Here is a 22680-nt window from a genome sequence, read left to right on the forward strand (position 1 = left end):
TTATATACTTTACCCAGACACCAATCACTCCAAATTATAAAACGAGTATGACGGCAGGGTTTTGGCATGAGAATTTTGCTAGTGGAAGACGATGAAGCGATCGTAGCGGTCGTGACAGACTTCCTAGCCAACCAATATTATATTCTCGACGTGGCTCACGACGGAGAAGCTGGTTGGGATCTAGTAGAAGCTTTCACCTACGACCTGGTTTTGCTGGATGTCATGCTTCCCAAGCTAGACGGCATAACTTTGTGCCGTCGCATACGCTCTCATGGCTACCAGATGCCGGTAGTGCTGCTCACTACTCACCAAACCAGTACAGACAAAGTAATGGGCCCAGATGTAGAAGCAGATGATTATGTAGTGAAACCCTTCGATTTAAAAGAATTGGACGCTCGCATTCGCACCTTATTGCATCGGGGAAACTCTGCCACTCCAGTGCTGAAGTGGGCCAAGCTACGCCTTGACCCCAGCACCTGTGAAGTAACCAACGACGATCGACAGCTGCACTTAAGTCCAAAAGAAACACAAGACAAACAAACGCAAATTGTCGCCGCTGGTTTGCCTGACGAACTGACATCCTGGTTGCTGGAACGATTGGGAGTCGTATCGATACAATCCATTCATAGCAGCGAAGAAACGCTCTTATGCTTAGAGCAAAGCAACTGGTCATTACTCATACTCGATCGCAGTCTCATCACCGCAGATGTGGCAGCTGTACTAGACCAAAGTTATCTCAAATTCAAACAAGGGAAACAGTCAGTGCTTTACTGTCTGGAAAAAAATTTGAGTAGCAACTTACCTAACAAAATCATCGGTCAAATCTTGTTTTACCCTTTAGATTGGGAGAATCTAGCGGCGGTCATCGCAGACACTTTGCAGTTGTCTTTACCATCTCCCTCTTTGACCCCTAACCCCACTGCCAACTCCTCTTCGTTAAATCCCACATATGTAAACACAAGCTTAGCGCCGGAACCGCAGAGCAAACCAGCAAGGGAAACCGAAATTTCACCTCAAACCTCGCAAATAGCACACCTCCAAACTACAGTAGGCAAGATTTGGGAAAAATATAAAGACAAGTTTATCAGCCGCGTCGCACTACTGGAGCGCACCAGCAAAGCTTTACTGGCAGGAACTTTGAACGACGAAATGCGCCAGCAAGCTGTACGGGAATCCCACAAGTTAGCCGGTTCTTTGGGTATGTACGGTTTTGAGGAAGCTTCGCACCTAGCGCAGCAAATAGAGCAATTATTGCAGCCCCAAGTACACTTGGGGCAAGCAGAAGCGCAACACCTATCTCAATTCGTGGTACTTTTGCAGCAACAACTACAACAAACTCCAACTACAGAAGCTTCCGACGAGCTCAAAGTTGAAAGCCAGCCCCAGATATTAACAAAAAATTCGCCCCGACTACTAATCGTAGAAGACGATACAGAGCAAGCCCAACTTTTAGTATTGGAAGCCGCTAGTTGGGGAATGCAGGCAGATTGGGCCTGTAATTTGTCTGCTGCCAGAGTTTCCTTAAGTTCAAAACCACCGGATCTGGTATTGCTTGACTTATCCTTTCCCGATACCGACGAAACCGGACTGACGTTGCTCAAACAACTGTCCCAGCAGAATCCGCAACTACCGGTGGTAGTTCTCACACGTTGCGATACTTTTATCGATCGCATAGAAGTAGCTCGATTGGGAGGTTGTGGTTTTTTACAAAAGCCGATCGCTCCCAGTAAAGTGATGGAGATAGTCAGCCAAATGCTACATCGGGAAGACACTGCTAATTTGAAGGTGATGGTGGTAGATGATGACCGAGAAATGCTCCTGAGTCTGGAAACATTACTGCAACCTTGGCGACTGAGGTTGACAACCCTCAACAACCCCCTACAGTTGTGGGATACCCTGGAAGCTACCGCACCGGACTTAGTAATTTTAGATGTAGATATGCCCGATGCGAGCGGGATTGAATTGTGCAAGGTGATACGCAACGATCCTAAGTGGAACAGTCTGCCTGTGCTTTTTATTTCGGCAAGCACAGATCCGTCAACGGTGCAACGAGCCTTTGATGCCGGTGGTGATGACTACATAAATAAGCCAATTAAAGGGCCAGAACTGGTAAAGCGCATTTTCAACCGCTTGGAGCGAATTCGGTTACTGCGGAGTTTTGCGGAAACAGACCTTCTCACGGGACTCGCTAATCGGCACAGCTCGACTCAAGATTTGGAACGCTTCCTGTATATGGCTAAGCGTTATTGTTCTCCTTTCTGTTTTGGTTTTTTGGATCTGGATTATTTTAAGCACATTAACGATCGCTACGGTCATGCAACCGGCGATCGTGTGTTGCGGCGATTGGGAAAATTGCTCCTGCAAAGTTTTCGCTCTGCGGATGTAGTCGCTCGTTGGGGTGGTGAGGAGTTTGCGATCGGTATGTACGGTGTAACCAAACAAGTTGGCGCAAAGCGATTGTCTGAAATATTGCAAACCCTACGCCAACAAGAGTTTGTCGAACTTGATGGCAGTAAGTTTCATATTACTTTCAGCGCTGGGGTCGTGCAGTATCCAGACGACGGTACCGATCTGCAAACTCTCTATCAAGTAGCCGATCGGGTGCTTTATCAGGCGAAAACTTCCGGTCGCAATCGCGTTTTTTGTGCTTGATTAGGGGTTAGGGGGGAGCAGGGGGGCAGGGGGGCAGGGGGGCAGGGGAGAATTAATATTCTTTGTTATTCCTAGAGCGCCAGTCCAGTGGAATGAATTGACAAAAATAACGAAATATCTATTGTGTAGGGGCGTTCGCGTAGCGTGCCGGAGGCATTAGCATTTGGGCGACAATCGATCGCGATCGGCAACAATTTTTTTATCCAAATGCAACGCCGGAGCCGAGGTTTATATAGGCATACACACCTTAATTCTTTTGTCAACCTCTTTTACTGGACTGGCGCTCTAGCCCCTAATCCCGACGCCCGACGCGCTTTCTTTTGACTTTTACCGATCGGATATTACCAATGTAGAAGAAGCCGATCGACCAAATTCTTCGGGAGCGTATTGCAAATGCACTTCCGCACCAGGCCAAATAAATGTACCGGGAGTGACGGAGCGAACTAAGTAGTGGAGGCTATAAACTCCAGCTTCCAAACGATCGCCATAAGCGAGAATGCGATCGCGATAAATCGTTTTATAATCCAATTCCCAACTATCTCCTTGCGCTTGGAAGTAAGGCGTAGCAGTTTGGAAACTGCCATCCACCGCTTCAAAACCGGCAGGTAAATAATCAGTGACGATCAGATGATCCACAGGACGATCGGTAAAAATTTCCAACCCAATATCAAATACCTGTCCGCTAGGTAATTTCAAAGGTTCATCAACCGCATAAAGTCCGATTTTTCGCAGCACTTTATCTTGATTTGCAGCACGAATTTCTCGTACTACTCGCAGACCGTTCAATCGACCAGGTTGATTTCCTGGTAAGCGATAGCGATAAGCTGCCAAATAGTGCAGCGTCCCTTGACCGGATTTTTTCAAGATCAGATCGTGTTGACCGCGAGGTAATTGTGCCATTGGCACTTGCACATCTTGACTGCTTTGACGATAACCTTGAAAGCGAGTTGATGCTAACTGTTTGCCTGCCAGTTCGACTGTCGCGGTAAAGTTAGGCGGTGTAGGCTGAAGTTGAGCGTATTCTACTAAAGCAGTCAGCGCTTCCGCATTATCGTAAGTGTTAGGCCAAGTACCATTTCGGCGTAATGAAAGCAGACTTTGGACTAACCGATCCAAAACTTCCGGCTTGCTTTTTTGGGAAATAAATAAGCGCAAAGCTTGAGCTTGTGCGGTAGTGGGAGAATCAAACCACCGCCAGCGATCGGGTAAATTTATTGTTGCCGATCGACCAGTTTCGTAAACGCTTTCTTGAATTTGATTCAGCAGCGTTTTCGATTCATCCTGCCACTGCGGTAACTGGGATAAATAACGCGCCAACTTAATTTGAGTGACGAAATCGAAGTTATTTCGCTGTGCGTAAATATCTGCAATAAATTCATTGCGCTTGTCTCCTAATTCCCCAAGTGCCATCAGTGCTTGCAGGCGCACCTGATTTTTGCACAGCGGTTGTTTGCAAAAATCATATTGACCTGGGTCTGCCAGAATTTTGCTTAAATAAGTTTTCAGGCGGTTCACCATTGCCGCATCTACTTTCAGCTTGGCAGCAGATGCTTTGGCTAGACTTTCTGCGGCATAAGGAGAAACAAACGGATCTGAGGTTTCTTGTCCCGGCCAAGAGGCGAAACCGCCATCGGGTTTTTGGAGTTTTTGCAAGCGCGATATTGCTTGATTCGCCTGTTGTGCGGGATTGAAATTAGCCAAATTTTGTTGATATTTTTGATTGAGAATTTGCAGATTGGCTGCAATTAATAACTGACTGGCAGCAGGTTCCAAGAAAGGCAATTCGTTATCATCTAAAACTTGCCGTGCAGGTGCGGCAATTTCTGGAATGAGATTGCTGGCAATTTGCACTTCTAAACCGCCGCTGTCATTGGCAACGTTGCGATCGACTTTCAAGGGAATCTTCGCTTGATTGGTAGTTGTACCAGATTCCACAACTTCTTCCGTAACTTCTAAATTTTTCACCTCTAAAGGAACTGCAAAAGCATCGGTTGTACCGTTCAATTGGGTGGTAAATTTCACTTGAGTTTGACCGATACTATTGGCAATCATGGGGAAGCGATAAGCGCGAGTACCGGATTCTGTTTGCGTTTGCAATGTGTTATTTTGAGCAAACTGAATTCCGCCGTTGATTTCGCCAGCAATTGCTAAATTTCCCGTTTGTTGGGTATTGTTTGTTACGGAAAGTCCGCCGTCGAAGCGATCGCCTAATCGCACAAACTGCGGTAAAACAGGATTGGAGATGAGCGGTTGCGTGGCGATGAATGTTGTTTCGCCGTTCCCGAAGCGCAAATTACCATCGGTCGCTACCACCATCACCCGCCAAGTTGTCAAATCGTCGGGTAGTTTGAACTTGACTTGCGCTTGTCCGTTTTCATCACTTAGCACGGAACCACTGTAGTAAGCTAAAGGTTGAAAATCTGTACGAGTGCGCGTATTTGCTGCGCCTGCGGATAGTCCACCCCCATAACCCCAACCTTTTTCTAAAGGTGACGATAACGGTTGCAGCACCACATCGGGACGATTATCGGCAAAACGAGTGGAAATTGTTTGTTCTGCATAGACTGTTTTCACTAAATCTGGCGGTCGATATCCACTCAGTTGCAATACCGCTTCATTCACCACCATAACTGTGAATTGTCCTTTGACGGGATTGCCGCTATTATCGCTAAGTTTGAGTTGCAATGTTTGTTCTGCACCCGGTGGTAGGGATGTTTGTTGCGGCGTCACTTCTACTTTTAAATATTTATCGTCCAACTTTGTATTGAAAGGTGCAAAACCAATTCGCACCAATTCTTTTAAATTGGTTGGTTCTGCTTGCGATAAAGGTTTTCCCTGACGCACGAGTACCGCTTCTACGGCGGCGTTGGGTAGCATATCGGGGGTGACTTTAAATTGAATTTGCGGCGCACTACCTTTAACTTTGGCGATTTGGCGATAAATAATGTTGTGACGAATAACTGCAAACTGTAATTCGGCTTCTGGATAGGGAGATTGTATCAAAACGGTGGCAGTTTCACCGGGTTGATAGGTTTCTTTGTCGAGTTTGATTTCCAAGCGATTATTCTGATATCGATCGCCCCAATTTACGGCGCTATCCCCAGCTACCCAAATTTGCACATCGCTGGCAGTTAATTCGTTTTTGCTATCAGTAAAGTTGGCGCGGATGCGATAGGAACCGGATTCGCGAGGGGTGAGGGATACGGATTGGGGAGTGCTGGCAGAAACGAGTTCTGTTTGTGCGATCGTCTTGTATTCTACTTGATTTCGGGCTGTTACACTGCCTTCCACTACTTGCGTTACGTCGCTGTATTTCATTTGTTGCAATTCGACGCGCACTTTTTGTCCTGCGATCGCTTTACCTGTGGGGTCAGTTACGATTACTTGAATGGGGAAGGGTTTGTTAGCATCGGCGACAAAATCGCTTTGCAAACCAATTATGCGATCGCTTGGCAATGCTGTAAAGCTTTTGGAATCCGCCACCGATAAATTCGACACATCGGAAACTTGCACATCCACCCGATAATTCATCGGATAAGGCAAATCTTTCGCCACAGTTATCGTTTTATTTCCCTTACCTTCCTTATCTAGTAACTGATTGACTTGCAAAACATCGCTAGGTACATTCGGTTTTTCTTCCGGCCAAAACCATTGCCGTCCAAAGGAAAATTTTTCCCAACCTTTGGGAGTAAAGTCAACTGGCGTTCTCGTAATATAATAAGTTGCTTTGCCGCCTTCTACTGGCGAACCAAACAGGTAATTGCTGACAGGTGTGGCTGCTACCTTTTCGTCTATCAAAGCAAATTCTTTATCGAGAGTGAGAGCAACTTTGAAGTTAGGCGGTTTGAATTCGGCAACTCGAAAACTACCGGAAATTTCATTGCCATCTTTATTTTTAGCACTGATGGAATAGTAGCCTAAAGGTTGATTGGCAGAAATCGGTAATTCCACAGAAAACGTACCGAATTCGTTAGTTTTCTGCTTGCCTAAATCTGTAGTTTTACCATCCGGATTTCTCAGATTTACTTCATAAACTGCATTTTTATCAAGCTCGATCGCATCATTTTGCAGATAATAAGCTTCCCCAGTAAACCAAGCTTTTTCTCCCGGTTGATAAAGCTGCCGATCTGAAAAAATCTCTCCTCGCGATACTGGTTTATCGTTTTGCCAACCTGCATCAATACCGTAATCGTAAGAACCGCTATACTCGTTGGTGCGCGTAAAAGCCCAATCTTTATTTTCGCGAGCAATTACTAATAGTTGTGGGGGTTCTGCAAATCCGGTTGCCGATTTCATACATTGTTGCAAATTCTGACGATTTAGCAGCGACGTACCAGTGGCATCGGTTTTGGCAACAGCGCAAGGTTTGACTGGTTCTTTTGTTTTTGCTTCCAATTGAGATTCGTAAATTTCCACAGTCGCATTAGCTACTGGCAAACCATCAGAAAGATGATTGACTCGAATCAATCCCGCATCGGGAAACCATTGGGCAAAGACTCCCAAATTAGTTAATTCTACTAATCCATAAGTAGTATATTCCCGCCACTTTTGTTGGTTGTTTTCTTGATACCTGTTAGTGCGTGCTTGAATGCCATAAGCTAACATCCCAGTCGCCGCGCCTAGTTTTTCTCGCAAAGGAACCGCGACATCAGTAGATTGATTTCTTCTCCCCGCCACTTTAAAAGATTGCCATTCAGCAGTCGGCGGTAATAAATCGGTTTTGTTTCCTTTCGGATAGGCGGAATCAACGTAAACTAAATCTGTAGGTGCGACGACTCGATAAGCTGCTTTATATTGGGATTCGGGCAGATTAACTGTAGAAATATTCAACTGTAAATTTTTGCCAGATGGGAAAATATGCAAATCTGATGGAGCCCAGATATCGCCAGCTAAATCACCTGTTTCGTACTTAAGCGTTACTCGCTTTTCTAAAGTCTGTCCAAACTTATCTTTGAGATTGCGATCGATCGTAATTGTATAAGTTTTGGCCGGTTCTAACGCCCAAGGATTGAGATTGATGACTTTTTCTCCGTCATAAGCTTGCACCAATCGCGGTGCTGGTTTGGGCTGAGGATTTATGGTAATATTTTTTATAGCTGACTCTGCTGTTATGGGATTATTAAATAATAACTGGGCTGCACCTTTGACAAAGCGTCCGTAGCTTCCCGACACATCCGGTTGTCCGAAAAATTGGATTTTGTCAAAAGCTAGCGGTGCGTAAGTTTTTACTTCGCTAACAAACTTGTTTTCTGTGGGCAGATTGCCGATGACAGGACGAATGCCGGGGTCAAATTCTATATAGTAATTTTTGGCTTTTTCTAAGCTTTCTAGCAGAGTTATGATATAATTCCAGTTACGCGCCGAAGGATTGAATTTTTCTTCAGGTGTTTGCTCGGTTGCTGTTTTTTCTAGGTCTACTTTCAGCGGGACTAGATATTTGTCCCCTACTGGGGTTACGGCGAGATGTTCTTTTAATGAAACTGGGTCTAGTTCTACGTTGGATGTAAATTTTAAGGTGGGTCTTAAGTCGATCGCTTCAGGCTCATCTTGCGAACCTTCTGTTTTTCCTGGTAAATTTGTTAATTTAATTGATTCTGTCTGGAAAGTCCAAGCCAAATCCTCTGCCAAACGATGATTTTTGAGATCGGCTAATCCTTTTTTAAGGGTAACTTTTATTCGCGTTGCTTTCGGCAGCGCTTTATCTGCTTGGAATCCCACCATTCGCGGTGTTAAAAAGCGAAACTGACCGGGTAATGCGGGGAGGATTGCAAATTTTTGCAACACTTCCTGTCGATCCGGACTATCAATGCTTTCTACGGGAATTAACGGTTCTTTAAAGCGGATGCGAATTTGCGCCAAGGGTTCCGCTTCGCCAAGAGGACTGATTTGTTCTATCCAATCTGGTAATTGCGGGGTGGGTAGAGAAGAAACTTCTGGTAGGGGTTCGGTACCGGTAATACCCAATAGACCGCAGCCTGCTATTCCCAGGATGAGTGTCAGCGCCAAGCAGAACATCCACGTTTTGACAATTCTGCCGATAACTTGCATTGTTTTCCCCCTACAGCTAATTCAGCATCAATAACTGATGCTACCCGATCGATTATCAAACTTCCTACATTTCCCGCCTAGTAAGTTTCCGGGTTGAGCAATAAATCTTTACGGCTGTTTGGGAATTGTTATAATTCCGGTTGATTGGCTAGAATTCAAAACGTTGCAAGATGCGAGCGAAAACACCTCATTAAATCAAATAGTTGAAAATGAGTAAATAGGCTTGCTTTCTGGTAAAATTTTACTGCTGCCAGACAAACCTAAAATTGTCTTATTTTGTTCCACACACAGGTTAGGCATTTCTTGCCAGCAGTGCCGACAAAACCAATAAGTTTGATGCAGTCTGGCGTGACGAACCATTTGGTAGGAGCAACAAGGACAGTTTGTCATGAGATTATCGCTTTTTGTGATTTTCAGCATATAATAAGGGAGAAGTATTGCAGGTTTCTATTGTTGTTTCTTTTGGCTCTATATCGTACAATTGTGGCAGCATTAAATTCGCATCGATGACATCGATGCAAACTTTAGGTTCTGTAATTATCTGTTGTTTGAGTATGCGGACAATCAAAACGTTATCTTTGTATTCAGCTAGAACTGTTTTGGGATGAACTGGAGAAGGAAAAGGAATTAAGTTTTTAAAACTGCCGGGATGAAAATAACCTTCTACTCCTGTTGCCGTAGGCCACTTTCCCCAGATTAAAAGCGTTTCCTCAGTTACTTCGATATGGATGTCTTTAATATCGATATGGGGAAGAAGAGTTTTAATCACCAATAAATTGGCGGTTTCGTCAATTGTGATACCTGCGATCGCCGATGCTTCTGTGCTGCCAATCCAGAGAGTTGATTGCTGGCAATCTTCCAGCAAACTAGCCCAATAATTTATGATAGATTGGGTTAGTTCATTCAAGTATTCCATCGATCGCCAATAAATAGTGTTCATACGCTTCTAATACATTGAGGTTCTGTTTATATTAAAAGCTATATGCCAAAAATAAAGAACTGATAAAGAACTGATAAAAATACAAATTTTTTAACAAAAATTAATACTCAAATTTCCAGCCCAAGATTTCAGCAACTTCTTCGGTGATTGTAATTGGGTCAAAAGGTTTACTAATCACTCCTGCTATCCCCATTTGGGCAAAGCGGGCGCGATCGCTTGCTAAGACTTTTGCAGTGAGGAGAATGACTGGAATCGATCGCGTGGCCGGATTTGCCTGAAGTTGCTCGTAGAGCGCAAAGCCGTCCATTCCAGGCATCGAGACATCTAGGAGAATAGCATCAATGGCTTCTGTTTGGGCGATTTGTAGCCCTTCCTGGGCCGATCCAGCCGTAAGCGCGGTCCATCCTCCCAAATCTTCTAAGCACGCTTGCACAAGTTCCCGCAGTCGTTCTTCGTCATCCACGATTAACACTTTTTTGGCCATCATGATTGTGCTTCTTGTCGTAGTGAGAGCGTGAAGAAAAATGTACTGCCAACACCAAGACTACTTTCAGCCCAGATTCGCCCACCGTGTCGCTCTATAATACTACGGCAAATTGCCAGTCCTAACCCCGTTCCTCCTTTATCGCGAGAGTCGGAGGCATCCACTTGCTGAAATCGTCCGAAGATAACTTCCAGCTTATCAGCTGGAATGCCTCGCCCCCGATCGCGAACTTGGAACAGGGCCCGATCGATTTGCGGTTCGACACTTACAGTAATGGTAGAACCGGCAGGCGAGAATTTAACCGCATTACTCAACAGATTGATCAGCGTTTGGACAATTGCATCTGATGCTGCCCAAACTTCGATATCGGTGGGATGGATATCGAAAGCGATGTGTTGCCGATCGGCGATCGCTTGCACTGCCTCTACAGCTTGTCGGATCGAATCGATCGCCTTGCAAGCGGTTTTCTCCAAGACAGCTCGACCCGAATCTAACCGTTCGAGATCGAGAATATCGTTGACCAAACGCACCAAGCGCTCGCTATCAATGGCGGCAATCTCGATCATGCGTTTCAACTTGTCTGGCTTTTTGTCGTAGATTCCAGTTTGCAGCAATCCCAAAGATGCTCGAATCGCTGTTAGAGGAGTGCGGAGTTCGTGGCTGACAATACTAATAAACTCACTTTTCATCTGCTCGATTTTCTGTCGTTCGGTAATGTCTTCGCCAATGCTGACTGTACCGATAATATGGCCGACAGAATCTCTTAACAGGGTATTATTCCAAGCGATAAATCGGTGTTCTCCCGATTTTGTGAGGATAAAATTTTGATAGTAGGGATGAGGCTTAGATGTCAGCATTTCCGAGAAAATAGTGTGAAGATGTTGCCGATCGGAAGGCAACACAAAAGTTTCAAACCAGTTTTTACCCAAAGCTTCTGATTCTGTGTACCCAGTCAGTTTCAAGAAAAAAGGATTCACGTAATTCACAGCACCCGCGATATCGAGTCCGACCACGACTAATTGCACGTTGTCGAGGAGAAATCGCCAGCGTCGTTCCGCTTCTCGCAAAGTTGCTTCGGTTTGCTTGCGTTCGTGCAGTTCGATTTGCAGTTTTCTGTAAAGTTCCGATTGCTGAATGGCGATCGCTAGCTGATCGGTAACACGATGTAAGAGGTCTGCTTCAATAGTTTGCCATTGGCGGTAAGAGGAACAAGCGTGAGCAATCAAAAGCCCCCAGACTCTCGATCGATCTGAACCTTCAACTGTTTGGACAATGGGAGCGACAACTTTCGACTTGACACCAACTTCCTGCATAAACTCAACTAAGCAAGACCCCCATTCATCCGTTGCCACATCTGGCACAATGCGTGGCTTTCCCTGGCGATAAAATTTATAGCAGTCTGATGGGAAACATTCATCTAACCACCGCATTTTCTCAGTCACTGGATATTCAGGCAACACCGATTCTTCCACAACACTGCCCGAACCATCCTCATGCAGTTGAAAAATCAATACCCGATCGGCATTGAGGAGTTGTCGCACCTCTGTCACCGTCACCGCCAGAATTTCATCTAAATCCAGCGATCGCCTGATCTGATTGACAATTTGTCCGACCAGATGTTCGTAGTTTGCCTGTTGTCGCAAAGCTTCTTCTGCTTGTTTGCGATGGGTAATATCCTCAACTATGTAGGAAAACCTGGGATACCCACTAGGACTGACTGCAATTGGGCAAACGCTTCCCGATAACCAGCATTCCCGATCGCCAGTACTGTGAAGATATTCAAACCGAACGGGAGCTTGAGTCCGTGCGGCTTCTTGGTAATAGGCAATCCATCGCTCGATCGTCGCAGGCGGTACTCCCAGCGTACTAGCAAACTGATTTTGCATAGTTTCGATCGTTTTGCCGAAAAACTGAGCCGCCGCCCAATTATCGGAAATGTGCAAGATATCTCCGTTATGTAATTCAACAATACCCATCGGGATGGCAGCAGTGTTGAAGAAACTCCGCAATGTGGATTCGCTTTGCTGCAAAAGTTCTTGTGTTAGTTTGCGATCGGTGATGTCGGTAATCATGCCCAATGCGCCCAGAAACTGCCCGGTTTCATCGAAAATGGGGCTATTACCGATGATGCACCACAAATCTGACCCATCTTTGCAACGAAACTTAAAGTCATGTTGCTCGGAGATTCCCTGACGGCGGGCTTCCAGATAATAAGCAGCGATCGCTTGTCCCTGTTCATCCATAAAAGCAAACATCGATTGACCGATCATCTCTGGGACACTGTAGCCCAGCATTTGGGCCATCCCACGATTTACAAAGCTAGTATTGCCCCGATCGTCAATGACCCAGATGCCCTCATTGGCTGTGTCAACAATGCGGCGATACTTCTCCTCACTCTGTTTCAAGGCTTGTTCTGTTCGTTTGCGATCGCTGATATCCTGAACGATGCCATACCATACAGTCTCTCCATTATCCCGACGTTCTGGGATCGAACGACCGTGCAGCCACTTCAACTTGCCACAAGGGGTAATAATTCGCCATTCATTATCAAACGGTTCTAAATTCTCGCGACTGCGACTAATTGCTGCTTGATGTTCTGCCAGATCCTCTGGATGAATTGGGTTCACAACAAAAGAGGCATTCTCTAATATTTGTTCTACCTCAACCTCATACATTTCTTTAATCGCGGGACTGATATACTCAAACCAAACTGAATTATCTGGCGATCGCACGAGCCTGTAAATGGCTCCCGGTACGTTGGCAACTAGGTTTTGAAACTGAGCTTCACTTTGCCGCAAAGCTTGTTCAATTCTCTGGCGCTGGTAAAGTTCCTGTTGCAGGAGGGAATTTGTTTGAGTAAGTTCTGCCGTTCGTTCTGCTATTCGTTGTTCGAGTTCGGCATTTAATTGTTGCAGTGCAATCTCTGCTAATTTGCGAGCCGTGATATCGGTAGAAAGTCCAGCAATCCGGTATGGTTCTCCCGCCTCGTTATAAACAAAAAATCCCCGGTCGTAAATCCAACGGATGGAACCATCGGGACGTAAAATGCGGTACTCCTCCTCAAAATCTGCCTCGCCATTCACCAAACGATTTAGAGAGAGAGAGACGCGATCGCGATCCATAGGGTGAATGCTATCTAGAAATGAAAATGGATTTTGATAGAGACTTTTGCGCGGTTGCTGCCAGATAGTTTCATAAGCGGGATTGATGTAGAGAATTTGGCTGTAATCTGCGGTATAGAGAAAGAAAACATCTTCAATATTTTCTGCTAATTGGCGGAATTTTTGTTCGCTATCGCGCAAGGCGACTTCAGTTTGCCGACGTTGCTGCAATTCTATTTGTAATTTTTCTACCAGTTCGGCTTGCTGAATGGCAATGCCGACTTGAGTTACCACCTGTTGCATGAGTTCAATTTCAGAGGGTTGCCATTGGCGAGGTTCTCCGCAGTGATGCGAAATCAGCAATCCCCATAGTTCCTTTCCATTCAGGATGGGAACAACTAAATTGGCTTTGACTTGGAAATTTGTCAGCAATTCCACATAACAAGGGTCGATTTCCGGCGTGTCGATATCTGATTTGGCAGTAACTAAACCTTGTTGGAAAGGTTCAACATATTTTTCACCTAAGCACGGGTCGTAGATTTGAGTAGATAAAATAGCTGTCCATTCCGAGCCAACTGATTCTACTACTACAGTTCCGCTCCAGTTTGGGGCAAATTGAAAAATAATTACGCGACTCGTTTGCAGCAATTGCCGCACTTCGTCCACCGTTGTTTGGAGGATTTCTGCTAAATTGAGAGATTTTCGGATGCGCTGGCTAATTTCCACGATCGTCCGTTGTTGCTCCCATTGCTGGTGCAGCAAGACTTCTGCTTGCTTGCGTTCGGCTTCGCCGCGTTTGCGATCGTCAATATTGATGACTGTCCCTGTCATTCCTAGAGGTTGACCTGCGGCATCGTAAACACCGTGTCCCCGCGCTTCGATCCAATGAATGCTGCCATCCGGCCAAATAATGCGATACTCGTGCTGATAGATATGATATGTTTGGAGAGCTTGTTGTAGCGATCGATCCCAGCTTTCGCGATCGTCTGGATGAATAAAGCGATCGAAGGTTTCGTATCTGCCATCAAATGTACCGGGAGTTAAGCCAAATAACTGTTCTTGTTCTGGCGACCATTTGATTTTTCCCGTCGCGATATTCCAATCCCACATCCCCATTTGAGCCGCAGACAGAGCCATCCGCAATTGCTCGGCATTTTCATCGGATAATTGCTGGCTAAGTCGCTCTATCTTTTTTTTGTTCTCCTTAAGATTGCTGGTGAGCAAAACGATCGTTAAAGCAACTGCGAGAAAAAAACTTACCTGCAATAAATTCTCCACTCTATCGATCGAAAGTTGATGTAGGGGAGAAAAGAAGAAATAATCGATCACCAAAGTTGACAGCACCAGTGCCAAAATTCCCGGTCGCCAGCTGCCATACCAGGTAGCGATCGTGATGGCGAGGTAGAAAAATGTACCAATGGTGCGAAATGACAGAGGTTCTACCCAGAGTGTGAGTAGCACAGCGATCGCAGTCCAGACAATTGCAACTCCGTAGGGTAAAAATCGTCGATAAAACCTCATCGTTATTACCTCAAAGTCGCCGCTTCTAAACAGCTTTTTTTCGATATCTCACTCGCTCAATTCGACTGAGTACCCGCGTGACCAGTTCTGGGCCCAGTACTGGCTTGGTAATGAAATCATCAGCACCGGCGGCAAATGCTTGTTGAAGAGATTCCGCATCAGTATGGGCTGTTACTACCAAAATTGGTAAATCGCCCCAATGGGTATCTTGCCGCACCACCTGACACAACTCTAGACCAATGTATCGCCAAAGCGTTTGCCTGTTGAGGTTGTCGGTAAGTTCGTAATTATGGTCAGCAAAGACTTCGCCTCTACTCGGTATTTCTAGATCCAGCAACACTAAGTCTGGAGATGTGGCAATTAGCACTTCCCAAAATCGCTGGGGTTCTGTCAGAGTTGTCACCTCTAACCCCCAAGGAGTCAGCAACGCCGATAATCCAGCCAGGATTGCGGGGTCATCGTCTACGATTAAGATTTTAGCTTCGGAAGTTTTGGGTTGAGGTAAGACACGGGCGATCGTTTCAAAAATATCTTCGATCGCGGCAGGCTTGTGTAAAAATTGCTTAGCGCCTAATCGGGATACCGCCACTCGATCGGCAAGGCTATCTCGTGCGGTAAATACAACGACTGGAATCTGTGGCGATCGCTCTGCTAATTCTCTCAATAAGGTTAATCCATCTTCTTCTCTATCGGAAAAACTTAAATCTAGGAGAATCGCATCGGGAGTCGCCATTGCAAGGCGCAATCGGGCAGTTGGCAGATCGGGAGCAATTTTTAGGCGGATTCCCCATGAATTGGCTTGGGCTTGTAAATTTTCTGTTAGCACCGTATCGTCATCGATCGCCAACACGCGATGAGTTTTCATTGTCGGGGTTGGTTGGATATTTACAGGGATGGGAGGCTTTGTTAACTCCTCCTCCAATGCTGTTACCAATTGGGAAAAACGGCAAATTTCATCTCGTTTTAGGGCACTGTCTTTAATCAGTAAATGTTCTAGTTCTCGCGCCAGTTTAGAACCCTCTGGATAACCAAAGCTCCCCATCGATCCTGTCAGTTGATGCGCTTCGTGCTTTGCTTTCTGTTGTAATTCTTCCTGACAATTCCCTGCCAAGAGTGCGGTTTTTGCTTCTGCTAGTACGGCAATTTGTTCTGCAAAGGAATTACGAAATTTTTGCAGCACTCGATTTACAGAAGAGATATCTTTGACGCGAGGTTTTTGCAGGCTATCTTTGTTTGCTTCGGAAGTAGAAATGGAGCGATCGGGTGCGGGCTTTAACCGATATCCCATGCCATAAACTGTTTCCAGAATTTCTGCGTTCAGACCTCCTAATTTCAGTTTTTTTCGCAAGTCTTTGATATGAACCGTGACTGCATTTTCCGTTGGTGCATCATCAAACCCCCAAAGTCGGTCTAGAATAGCGCTGCGGTTGAAAATGCGATCGGGATTTTGCAAAAACAATTCCAGTAAGCTATATTCTGTGGCAGTCAGTGGAATTAGTCGATCGCCGCAAGTGACTTTCCCGGAGATTGAATCTAAACAGAGGTCTCCCCAACTTAGCGTGCATGATGGATTCCCACTACTCCAGCGCAACAAAGCTTGAATCCTTGCCAGCAATGCTTCCTGGTTATAAGGTTTAATCACATAATCATCCGCCCCGGCATCTAGCGCCGCTATAATATTTACATTGGTATTTTTCTCGGTTAGCAAAAGGATCGGTTTGCTGTAACCTTGCGATCGCAGTTGCCGACACAAGCTAATTCCGTCTAACTTGGGAATGTGCAAGTCCAGCAAAATAAGGTCGTACTCAATTGCTGTCACTAAGTCTAACCCGGTTTGTGCGTCGGTTGCCAAGTCGATCGCGTAATTATGCGCTGCTAATACTCCCGTTAATGTAGCCGCGACCGAGTTGTCGTTTTCTACTACCAGAATTTTCATCTTTTTTCCTATCGAGATGGACTGGCAACAGAAAAACCTCGACGCATACTTTTACTTTCAGCTAATTCTACCTGAAAATTCACTCGATCGCTCATTTCTTTGCTTCTAATTTCTAATGTCCAATTGCCCGGTTGCAGTTGCCAAAACAAGGTATTTGATGACTGAGTTGCCACTTTTTCTCCGTTCAACCACCACTCTACCGGTTGACTAGATCCATTTGCCAGTTTAAATTGTAGCCTTTGCCGAACATTTGATCGATCTGGATAAATAAGAAAAAAATCACCATTGCGAGGAGATAATATTTTCAGTTGGCTCGGTGCTAAATTTGGTTGCGTTTGCATTGCCAACCATTCATTATATTCGGCAGGTAAATTGAGGCGATATTCCGATGACTTGCCATCACGCGATCCCATTTGATAAAAAGTATCTGGATGACTTTCGTAATCGCTGATATCTTCTGGATAAAAATATTCTTGCACAACTGAAGGACAAGCAGCAGTTGGACGCAAGCCGGATAATGCACAAATGGGTTTTTGCACTAAACCTTTGGGAGCCGGAAAAGCTACGGGTTCTTCACGTTCGTGCAAGTGTAATATGATACGATTCCACAAGGGGGCTGCACCCATGACACCGGAGACTTTATCCATACGATCGCCATCAAAATTCCCTACCCAAGTCGCCACAGTATAATCTGTAGTAAACCCGACTGTCCACGTATCTCGAAAATTAGAAGAAGTACCCGTTTTCACAGCTGCTGGAAATGGCAAAGCTAGCACAGATTCTACACCAAATGCTTTGGCACGTGCGTGAGCGTCGCTCAGCATATTGGTAATTAAAGTCCATTCCGACCTCACTCCCAACCCCTCGCGTTTCCCCTCCTTCCCTTGCAGAGAAGAAGGCTGGGGCGTTAGGTTTCCCAAAATACTAACCAGCGGTATAGCGTCGCCTTGTCTAGCCATTGTCAGATAAGCGCGAGCTAATTCCCACAAACTGACTTCCCCACTCCCTAAAGTTAATCCCAAACCGTAATATTCTGCGGAATGATTGAGATTGGTAAAACCCAGTTGATGCAAACGTTCTAAAAATGTGGCTACGCCAACTTTTTCCAATACCCGCACTGCCGGAATGTTGAGGGAATTGGCTAAGGCAATGCGAACTCTTACCGGGCCTTGAAAAGTTTCGCTATAATCTTGAGGACTGTAAATTTTGGCTCCTGGAATCGCATAGCGAGTCGGTACATCTGCTAAAATTGTATTCGGGCGAATGATGCGTTTTTCTAAGGCTAATTCGTATAAAAATGGTTTGAGGGTTGAACCCGGTTGACGCAGTGCTTGTACGCCATCGTTCCGTCCTATTTGCGTTTCGTTAAAATAATTGGGGGAACCAACATAAGCTAGTACTTCTCCAGTTCGATTATCGATCACTAACGCGGCTGCGTGATGCACGTTGTTAGGCGCGAGGGTGCGGACGACTTCTTGTACTTGCGCTTCGACAAATTGCTGCAAAGGACGATCGATTGTTGTGCGAAGATTGCCAGAATGAGTTACTTTTAAATTACCATTATCCAATTGATTGGCTACCCAAAATAAAAAATGAGGGGCGGCGAGGATACCTTGCTTGCGAAGTTGAATAGTAATTTTTTCAGATAAGGCTCGATCGGCTTGAGTACGACTGATATATTTATCTTTGACCATGCGATCGAGTACGTAAGTTTGTCGTTGCTTCAGTGCTGACAAATTATGATAAGGATTGAGATTGGTAGGATCGTTCGGTAAGGCAGCCAGTAAACTCGCTTGTGCTAAATTTAAATCGCTGGCAGGTATGCCAAAATAAACGCGAGCGGCTGCTTCAACACCATAAATATTACCTCCCATCGGTAAGCGATTAAGATAAGCAGAAAGGATTTCATCTTTACTCATTCCTGCTGTTAAGCGCCACGATAACCAAATTTCTTGGATTTTTCCTGCCAATGTGCGCGGTACGGGGTCGAGCATTCGCGCTAGTTGCATGGTGATGGTAGAAGCGCCGGAGACAATTCTTTTGGCTTTAATTGCTTGCAGGATTGCTCGTGCGATCGCTTTCGCATCCAGCGCCCCATGCTGATAAAATCCCCTATCTTCGGCGGCGATGATGGCATTTTTGAAATGGGGAGAAATCTCGTTTAAAGGTACAACTGCGGTATGTTCTTGGTTACGGCTGAGCAATGTTCCTAATGGTAAGCCGTTGCGATCGCTAAATTCGATCGCTTGTCGGTCTTGCATCAAATCCCTGGCACGAATGGGAACAAGATACGGTATAATTCGCACAGTTATAACGAACAATGCTATAATAATTGTAGCTTGTACGATTATTTTTTTAATAGGTGTTAGTCTGCGGTAAAGTTTCTGCAATTTTCCACATCCTCTTTGACATTATATATTATTATTTAATAACTCCAAACAGGTTTTGGCTTTGATGCAAAATATAAAACAACGCAAGCCTGATATCGGTTATATTCCTACAGAAAGCGAGCAAGTTAACGCCGCACTCGCACTAGCTAATATAACATCTGACGATATTGTTTACGATCTCGGTTGTGGAGATGGAAGGGTAGTCATCGCAGCAGCTCGACAGTACGCTGCTAGAGGCGTAGGTATCGATATCGATCCGGAACGCATTCGGGAAGCACAGGAGAACAGCAAGAAAGCTGGGGTATGCGATCGCGTGCAGTTTCGCCAAGAAGATTTGTTTGAATGTGACTTCAGCACTGCTACAGTTGTCTTCCTTTATCTGTTACCACATCTCAATCTTAAACTCAAACCAAAATTATTTAGCCAACTCAAGTCCGGTACTCGCATAGTTTCTCACGATTTTGATATGGGTGACTGGAAGCCTTCCGCTAAGGTCGCTCTGCTTTTTCCAGAAGAATGCACTCTTTACTATTGGGTAATTCCTGAAGGGATTAGGGGAAGAAGGGTCTAGTTTGTAGGTTGGGTTGAGGAACGAAACCCAACTTATTAGTTTGTAGGTTGGGTTGAGGAACGAAACCCAACTTATTAGCAGAGAAATCTCAAAGTCAAAAGTCAAAAATTAAAGTAGATTAAGTTGAATCATATCATATTCGGTAGCATCAGTTGCATAAAAAATTTCTTTCTTATCTGCGTTAATCTGCGTTAATCTGCCTAATCTGCGGTAAAAATTTAACCCCCGATCTCCACAGATAATATGAGAGCATCACTCACATACTACCGATGCCACCGAACATGATATTACATTTCGACCCAACCTACTGCTAATGTGTCTCAACCTTCAAGCAATTGCCAGAATTGGCGAGAATTTTCAATTAACTCAAAATCCGGGTCATTTTTGGCTTGGACGCGATACTTGGGATTGAGAGAAATCGCCTTCTGTAAGTTTTCCAGTGCTAATTTCACCCGTTCCTGCAAAGCATAACAAACTGCTTTATTGTAATATGCGGGTGCATATTTCGGTTGCAAAGTCAAGGCGCGATCGAAACTTTCAATTGCTTCGCGATCGCGTTCCAATTTCACCAGCATCTCACCTTTATAGTTCCAGGCTTTATGAGATTCGGGATTCAATTCAATGGCTTTATCGAAAGAAGCGATCGCATCTTCATATCGTTCTAACACGCTCAAAGCCAAACCGCGATTTAACCAGGCTACCCCATCATCCGGCTGCACTTTGACAGCTCGGTCAAAAGAATTAAAAGCTTCTTCGTGTTGTTGTAATGTTCCTAACGCAACGCCGCGATTTACCCAAGCTTCCTGATAATCTGGTTTGAGTTCGATCGCTTTATCAAAGGATGCGATCGCTTCTTCGTGTTGTTTCAACCTCACCAAAGTCATTCCCCTTTGCACCCAAGCTTTGCAGTCGTCTGCTTGCAATTGCACCGCTTTATTAAAAGCTGCGATCGCATTTTCATAACGCTGCAATTCTTTCAACGCCAGTCCGCGATGATACCATATGCTGGCGTCATCGGGTTTGAGTTTTTGTGCTTTTTCAAAGGAAGCGATCGCTTTTTCGTATTCCTTTAATTCCCAGAAAGCCAAACCTCGACGATATAAGGCTTCTGGATTATCCGGCTTGATTTCGATCGCTTGTTCGTAGTTGGCGATCGCTTCTGCATAGCTTCCCTCCGAGAATAGCTGATTTCCGCGATCGACATAATCGTTCCACGTCATGAAAAACTCTGGATGATTCGCTTTCAGACGTTCTAATTGTTCGCTCAAATCTTTGACTTTCGGCCCGACTTCTGGTATAATTGCCTCTACAACTGATAGCGGCGAACTTGATGCCAGTTGTTTCAGGATTTGTGCTTTTTCGATTTCAGCTTGGGATAAAACTTCCGCCAGCTTTTCCGCAAATGTAGCTTCTACACTCTCCAAATTTTGAATAGTTAAATTCTTCCTTGTTTGAATTTCGCTTTGGAATTGGTCTATGCGATCGCTAATCTCTGCGTTTAACCTTTCCATATTCTCTACGGTCTGATTTTTTCTGCCTGTAATCTCCGTATTGAACACAGAGAATTGATTTGTCGCGCTTCTTTCGACTTTCTCCAAGGTATGAATAACTTGTTTCCGCTTTTCTTGGATACCAGATCGGGAATCAGAAACTCCAGCAGCAAATTCAGTCTCGATATTTTTGATATTTTGGAGTACCTGCGCCATTTCCGTTTGGATGTGCGACTGGGAATCGGAAAGTTGAGAACTCATCTGCACGCCTAATTTTTCCAAGTTCGCAAAGGCGTCTTCATACAGCTTTTTAATTCTTTGTTCCGCATTTCCCTGAATTTCTGCTAGTTTGGGAGCAAACTCGTATTCCAGCTTTTTCAATTTATCTAGGATCGAATCTCGTTGCTTTTGCGTATCTACCTGGAGTGCAGACAATTGATTCGCCAGTTCCGACCCAGCTTGTTTGATATTTTGCAATACCGATTCTTTCTGGCTTCTAATTTCTGTCTGTAATTCATAAAGTTGAGGGGCAAATTCCGATGCCAATCTCTCTAGGTTTTGGATGGTTAAATCGCGTTGCTTTTGCACATCATTCTGAACTTCAGCCACTTGCATTGCCAATTCTCTTTCCGATTTTTCGATATTTTGCAATACGGCTTGTTTCTGTGCTAAGACAGCAGTTTGAATTTCGTCAAGTTGAGGAACGAATTCTGTACTTAATTTTTGCAGATTCTCAATGATTAAGCTTTTTTGTTCGGCTGCATCCACACCGAGTTCGGAAAGGCGAGATGCAAACTCATTTTCTAATTTTCCCAGCGCCGCTTTCGCATCTTTGATTTGCGTTTCTAGTTCTGCGAACGCCTGTTGCTTCGATCGCGATAAGTCAGCTAAGACTACAGATATATTGTCTAATTTGACATCTATCTCTTGGTGGAAATCTTCTGCGCGATCGCTTAAGTCTTCTCCCACATCTTCCGCTTTTTGCAGGAGGTGTTGCACTTTTTGATTCGCAGCTGCAAGTCTTCCCTGCAAGTCTTCCAGTTCGTTGAGGTGTTTGGTGACGAGATCTGTGACTTCTCGCATCACCGATCGCCTTAAAATAAATAAAGCCGCGAGCGCACCTGCCAAAAGTATCGCCAGCGTTCCCAGCAATACGTTGAACAGGAGAGTCGTCCCACTAAAGGCGCGATTCGCCTCCGCTTTCACTTGTTCTTGAATGCGTCTTTGTTCTCTTAATTGCTCTAGTTCTTGCCGTTCGCTAGCGGAAAGCGCTAAATTAACACTTGCATCCTTTGTCTTAGACGAAGTAGGTTGAGCGATCGCAAGACAGAAAGACAACAGGACTGTCGAAAGAACGACACTTCCTTGCGATACAAAGGCTAAGACGTGAGGATGCTTGTGCTTCATGATAACTTCCTTTGTCTGTTGAGCGAGTTTGGCACGAACTATTACTAGGATATAAACTTGCTCTGCAAATGAGTTATCTGTCTTGAATATTGGTAGTTATATCAATTTGTTTTTAATTGTGCCACAAAGTCTATACAGAT

General features: G+C 44.9%; 10 protein-coding genes. 2 read left to right on the plus strand and 8 right to left on the minus strand.

The genetic code is table 11. The annotated features are described in order from the left end of the window. The first annotated feature begins 66 nt into the window (after nucleotides 1–66). Nucleotides 67–2652: a response regulator gene (locus ACE1CD_RS11815; protein WP_374824177.1), complete on the plus strand. Its 2586-nt coding sequence runs from the start codon at nucleotides 67–69 to the stop codon at nucleotides 2650–2652. A 327-nt stretch (nucleotides 2653–2979) separates the two neighbouring features. Here the strand turns inward: ACE1CD_RS11815 and ACE1CD_RS11820 are convergent, their stop codons facing one another. From ACE1CD_RS11820 to pbpC, 7 genes are all read right to left on the minus strand, one after another. Then, nucleotides 2980–8700 (minus strand): alpha-2-macroglobulin, encoded by a 5721-nt coding sequence (locus ACE1CD_RS11820; RefSeq protein WP_374824180.1) that lies wholly within the window; start codon nucleotides 8698–8700, stop codon nucleotides 2980–2982. A 195-nt stretch (nucleotides 8701–8895) separates the two neighbouring features. Then, nucleotides 8896–9090 (minus strand): hypothetical protein, encoded by a 195-nt coding sequence (locus ACE1CD_RS11825; protein WP_374824183.1) that lies wholly within the window; start codon nucleotides 9088–9090, stop codon nucleotides 8896–8898. Between the two features lie 4 nt (nucleotides 9091–9094). Continuing rightward, the gene (locus ACE1CD_RS11830; protein ID WP_374824186.1) at nucleotides 9095–9640 is read right to left on the minus strand and encodes an Hsp20/alpha crystallin family protein; all 546 of its coding nucleotides are present in this window, start codon (nucleotides 9638–9640) and stop codon (nucleotides 9095–9097) included. Between the two features lie 100 nt (nucleotides 9641–9740). Beyond that, nucleotides 9741–10127 (minus strand): response regulator, encoded by a 387-nt coding sequence (locus tag ACE1CD_RS11835; RefSeq protein WP_374824189.1) that lies wholly within the window; start codon nucleotides 10125–10127, stop codon nucleotides 9741–9743. After that, nucleotides 10124–14746: a PAS domain S-box protein gene (locus tag ACE1CD_RS11840; RefSeq protein WP_374824192.1), complete on the minus strand. Its 4623-nt coding sequence runs from the start codon at nucleotides 14744–14746 to the stop codon at nucleotides 10124–10126. The genes ACE1CD_RS11835 and ACE1CD_RS11840 overlap by 4 nt, the downstream gene beginning before the upstream one ends. 25 nt (nucleotides 14747–14771) lie before the next feature. Continuing rightward, nucleotides 14772–16682 carry a response regulator gene (locus tag ACE1CD_RS11845; RefSeq protein ID WP_374824195.1) on the minus strand — a complete coding sequence of 637 codons (1911 nt, stop codon included), beginning with the start codon at nucleotides 16680–16682 and terminating at the stop codon, nucleotides 14772–14774. An 8-nt stretch (nucleotides 16683–16690) separates the two neighbouring features. After that, nucleotides 16691–19072 (minus strand): penicillin-binding protein 1C, encoded by a 2382-nt coding sequence (pbpC, locus tag ACE1CD_RS11850; protein ID WP_374824198.1) that lies wholly within the window; start codon nucleotides 19070–19072, stop codon nucleotides 16691–16693. 64 nt (nucleotides 19073–19136) lie between these two features. Between pbpC and ACE1CD_RS11855 the strand changes: the two genes are divergently transcribed. Continuing rightward, nucleotides 19137–19643 carry a class I SAM-dependent methyltransferase gene (locus tag ACE1CD_RS11855; protein ID WP_374824201.1) on the plus strand — a complete coding sequence of 169 codons (507 nt, stop codon included), beginning with the start codon at nucleotides 19137–19139 and terminating at the stop codon, nucleotides 19641–19643. A 320-nt stretch (nucleotides 19644–19963) separates the two neighbouring features. On the opposite strand, the gene ACE1CD_RS11860 is transcribed toward ACE1CD_RS11855, so the two are convergent. Beyond that, on the minus strand, nucleotides 19964–22540 hold the full coding sequence (locus tag ACE1CD_RS11860) for a tetratricopeptide repeat protein (RefSeq protein ID WP_374824204.1): 2577 nt from the start codon (nucleotides 22538–22540) through the stop codon (nucleotides 19964–19966). Nucleotides 22541–22680: the final 140 nt, after the last annotated feature.

The sequence above is a fragment of the Aerosakkonema sp. BLCC-F183 genome, from assembly GCF_041929145.1.
Lineage (GTDB): Bacteria > Cyanobacteriota > Cyanobacteriia > Cyanobacteriales > Aerosakkonemataceae > Aerosakkonema.

Bases quoted from the DNA above. Each gene is read 5' to 3' on its own strand.
- ACE1CD_RS11855 (WP_374824201.1), top strand. From the start codon at position 19,137: ATGCAAAATATAAAACAACGCAAGCCTGATATCGGTTATATTCCTACA.
- ACE1CD_RS11845 (WP_374824195.1), bottom strand. From the start codon at position 16,682: ATGAAAATTCTGGTAGTAGAAAACGACAACTCGGTCGCGGCTACATTA.
- ACE1CD_RS11830 (WP_374824186.1), bottom strand. From the start codon at position 9,640: ATGAACACTATTTATTGGCGATCGATGGAATACTTGAATGAACTAACC.
- ACE1CD_RS11825 (WP_374824183.1), bottom strand. From the start codon at position 9,090: ATGACAAACTGTCCTTGTTGCTCCTACCAAATGGTTCGTCACGCCAGA.
- ACE1CD_RS11860 (WP_374824204.1), bottom strand. From the start codon at position 22,540: ATGAAGCACAAGCATCCTCACGTCTTAGCCTTTGTATCGCAAGGAAGT.
- ACE1CD_RS11820 (WP_374824180.1), bottom strand. From the start codon at position 8,700: ATGCAAGTTATCGGCAGAATTGTCAAAACGTGGATGTTCTGCTTGGCG.
- ACE1CD_RS11815 (WP_374824177.1), top strand. From the start codon at position 67: ATGAGAATTTTGCTAGTGGAAGACGATGAAGCGATCGTAGCGGTCGTG.
- ACE1CD_RS11835 (WP_374824189.1), bottom strand. From the start codon at position 10,127: ATGATGGCCAAAAAAGTGTTAATCGTGGATGACGAAGAACGACTGCGG.
- ACE1CD_RS11840 (WP_374824192.1), bottom strand. From the start codon at position 14,746: ATGAGGTTTTATCGACGATTTTTACCCTACGGAGTTGCAATTGTCTGG.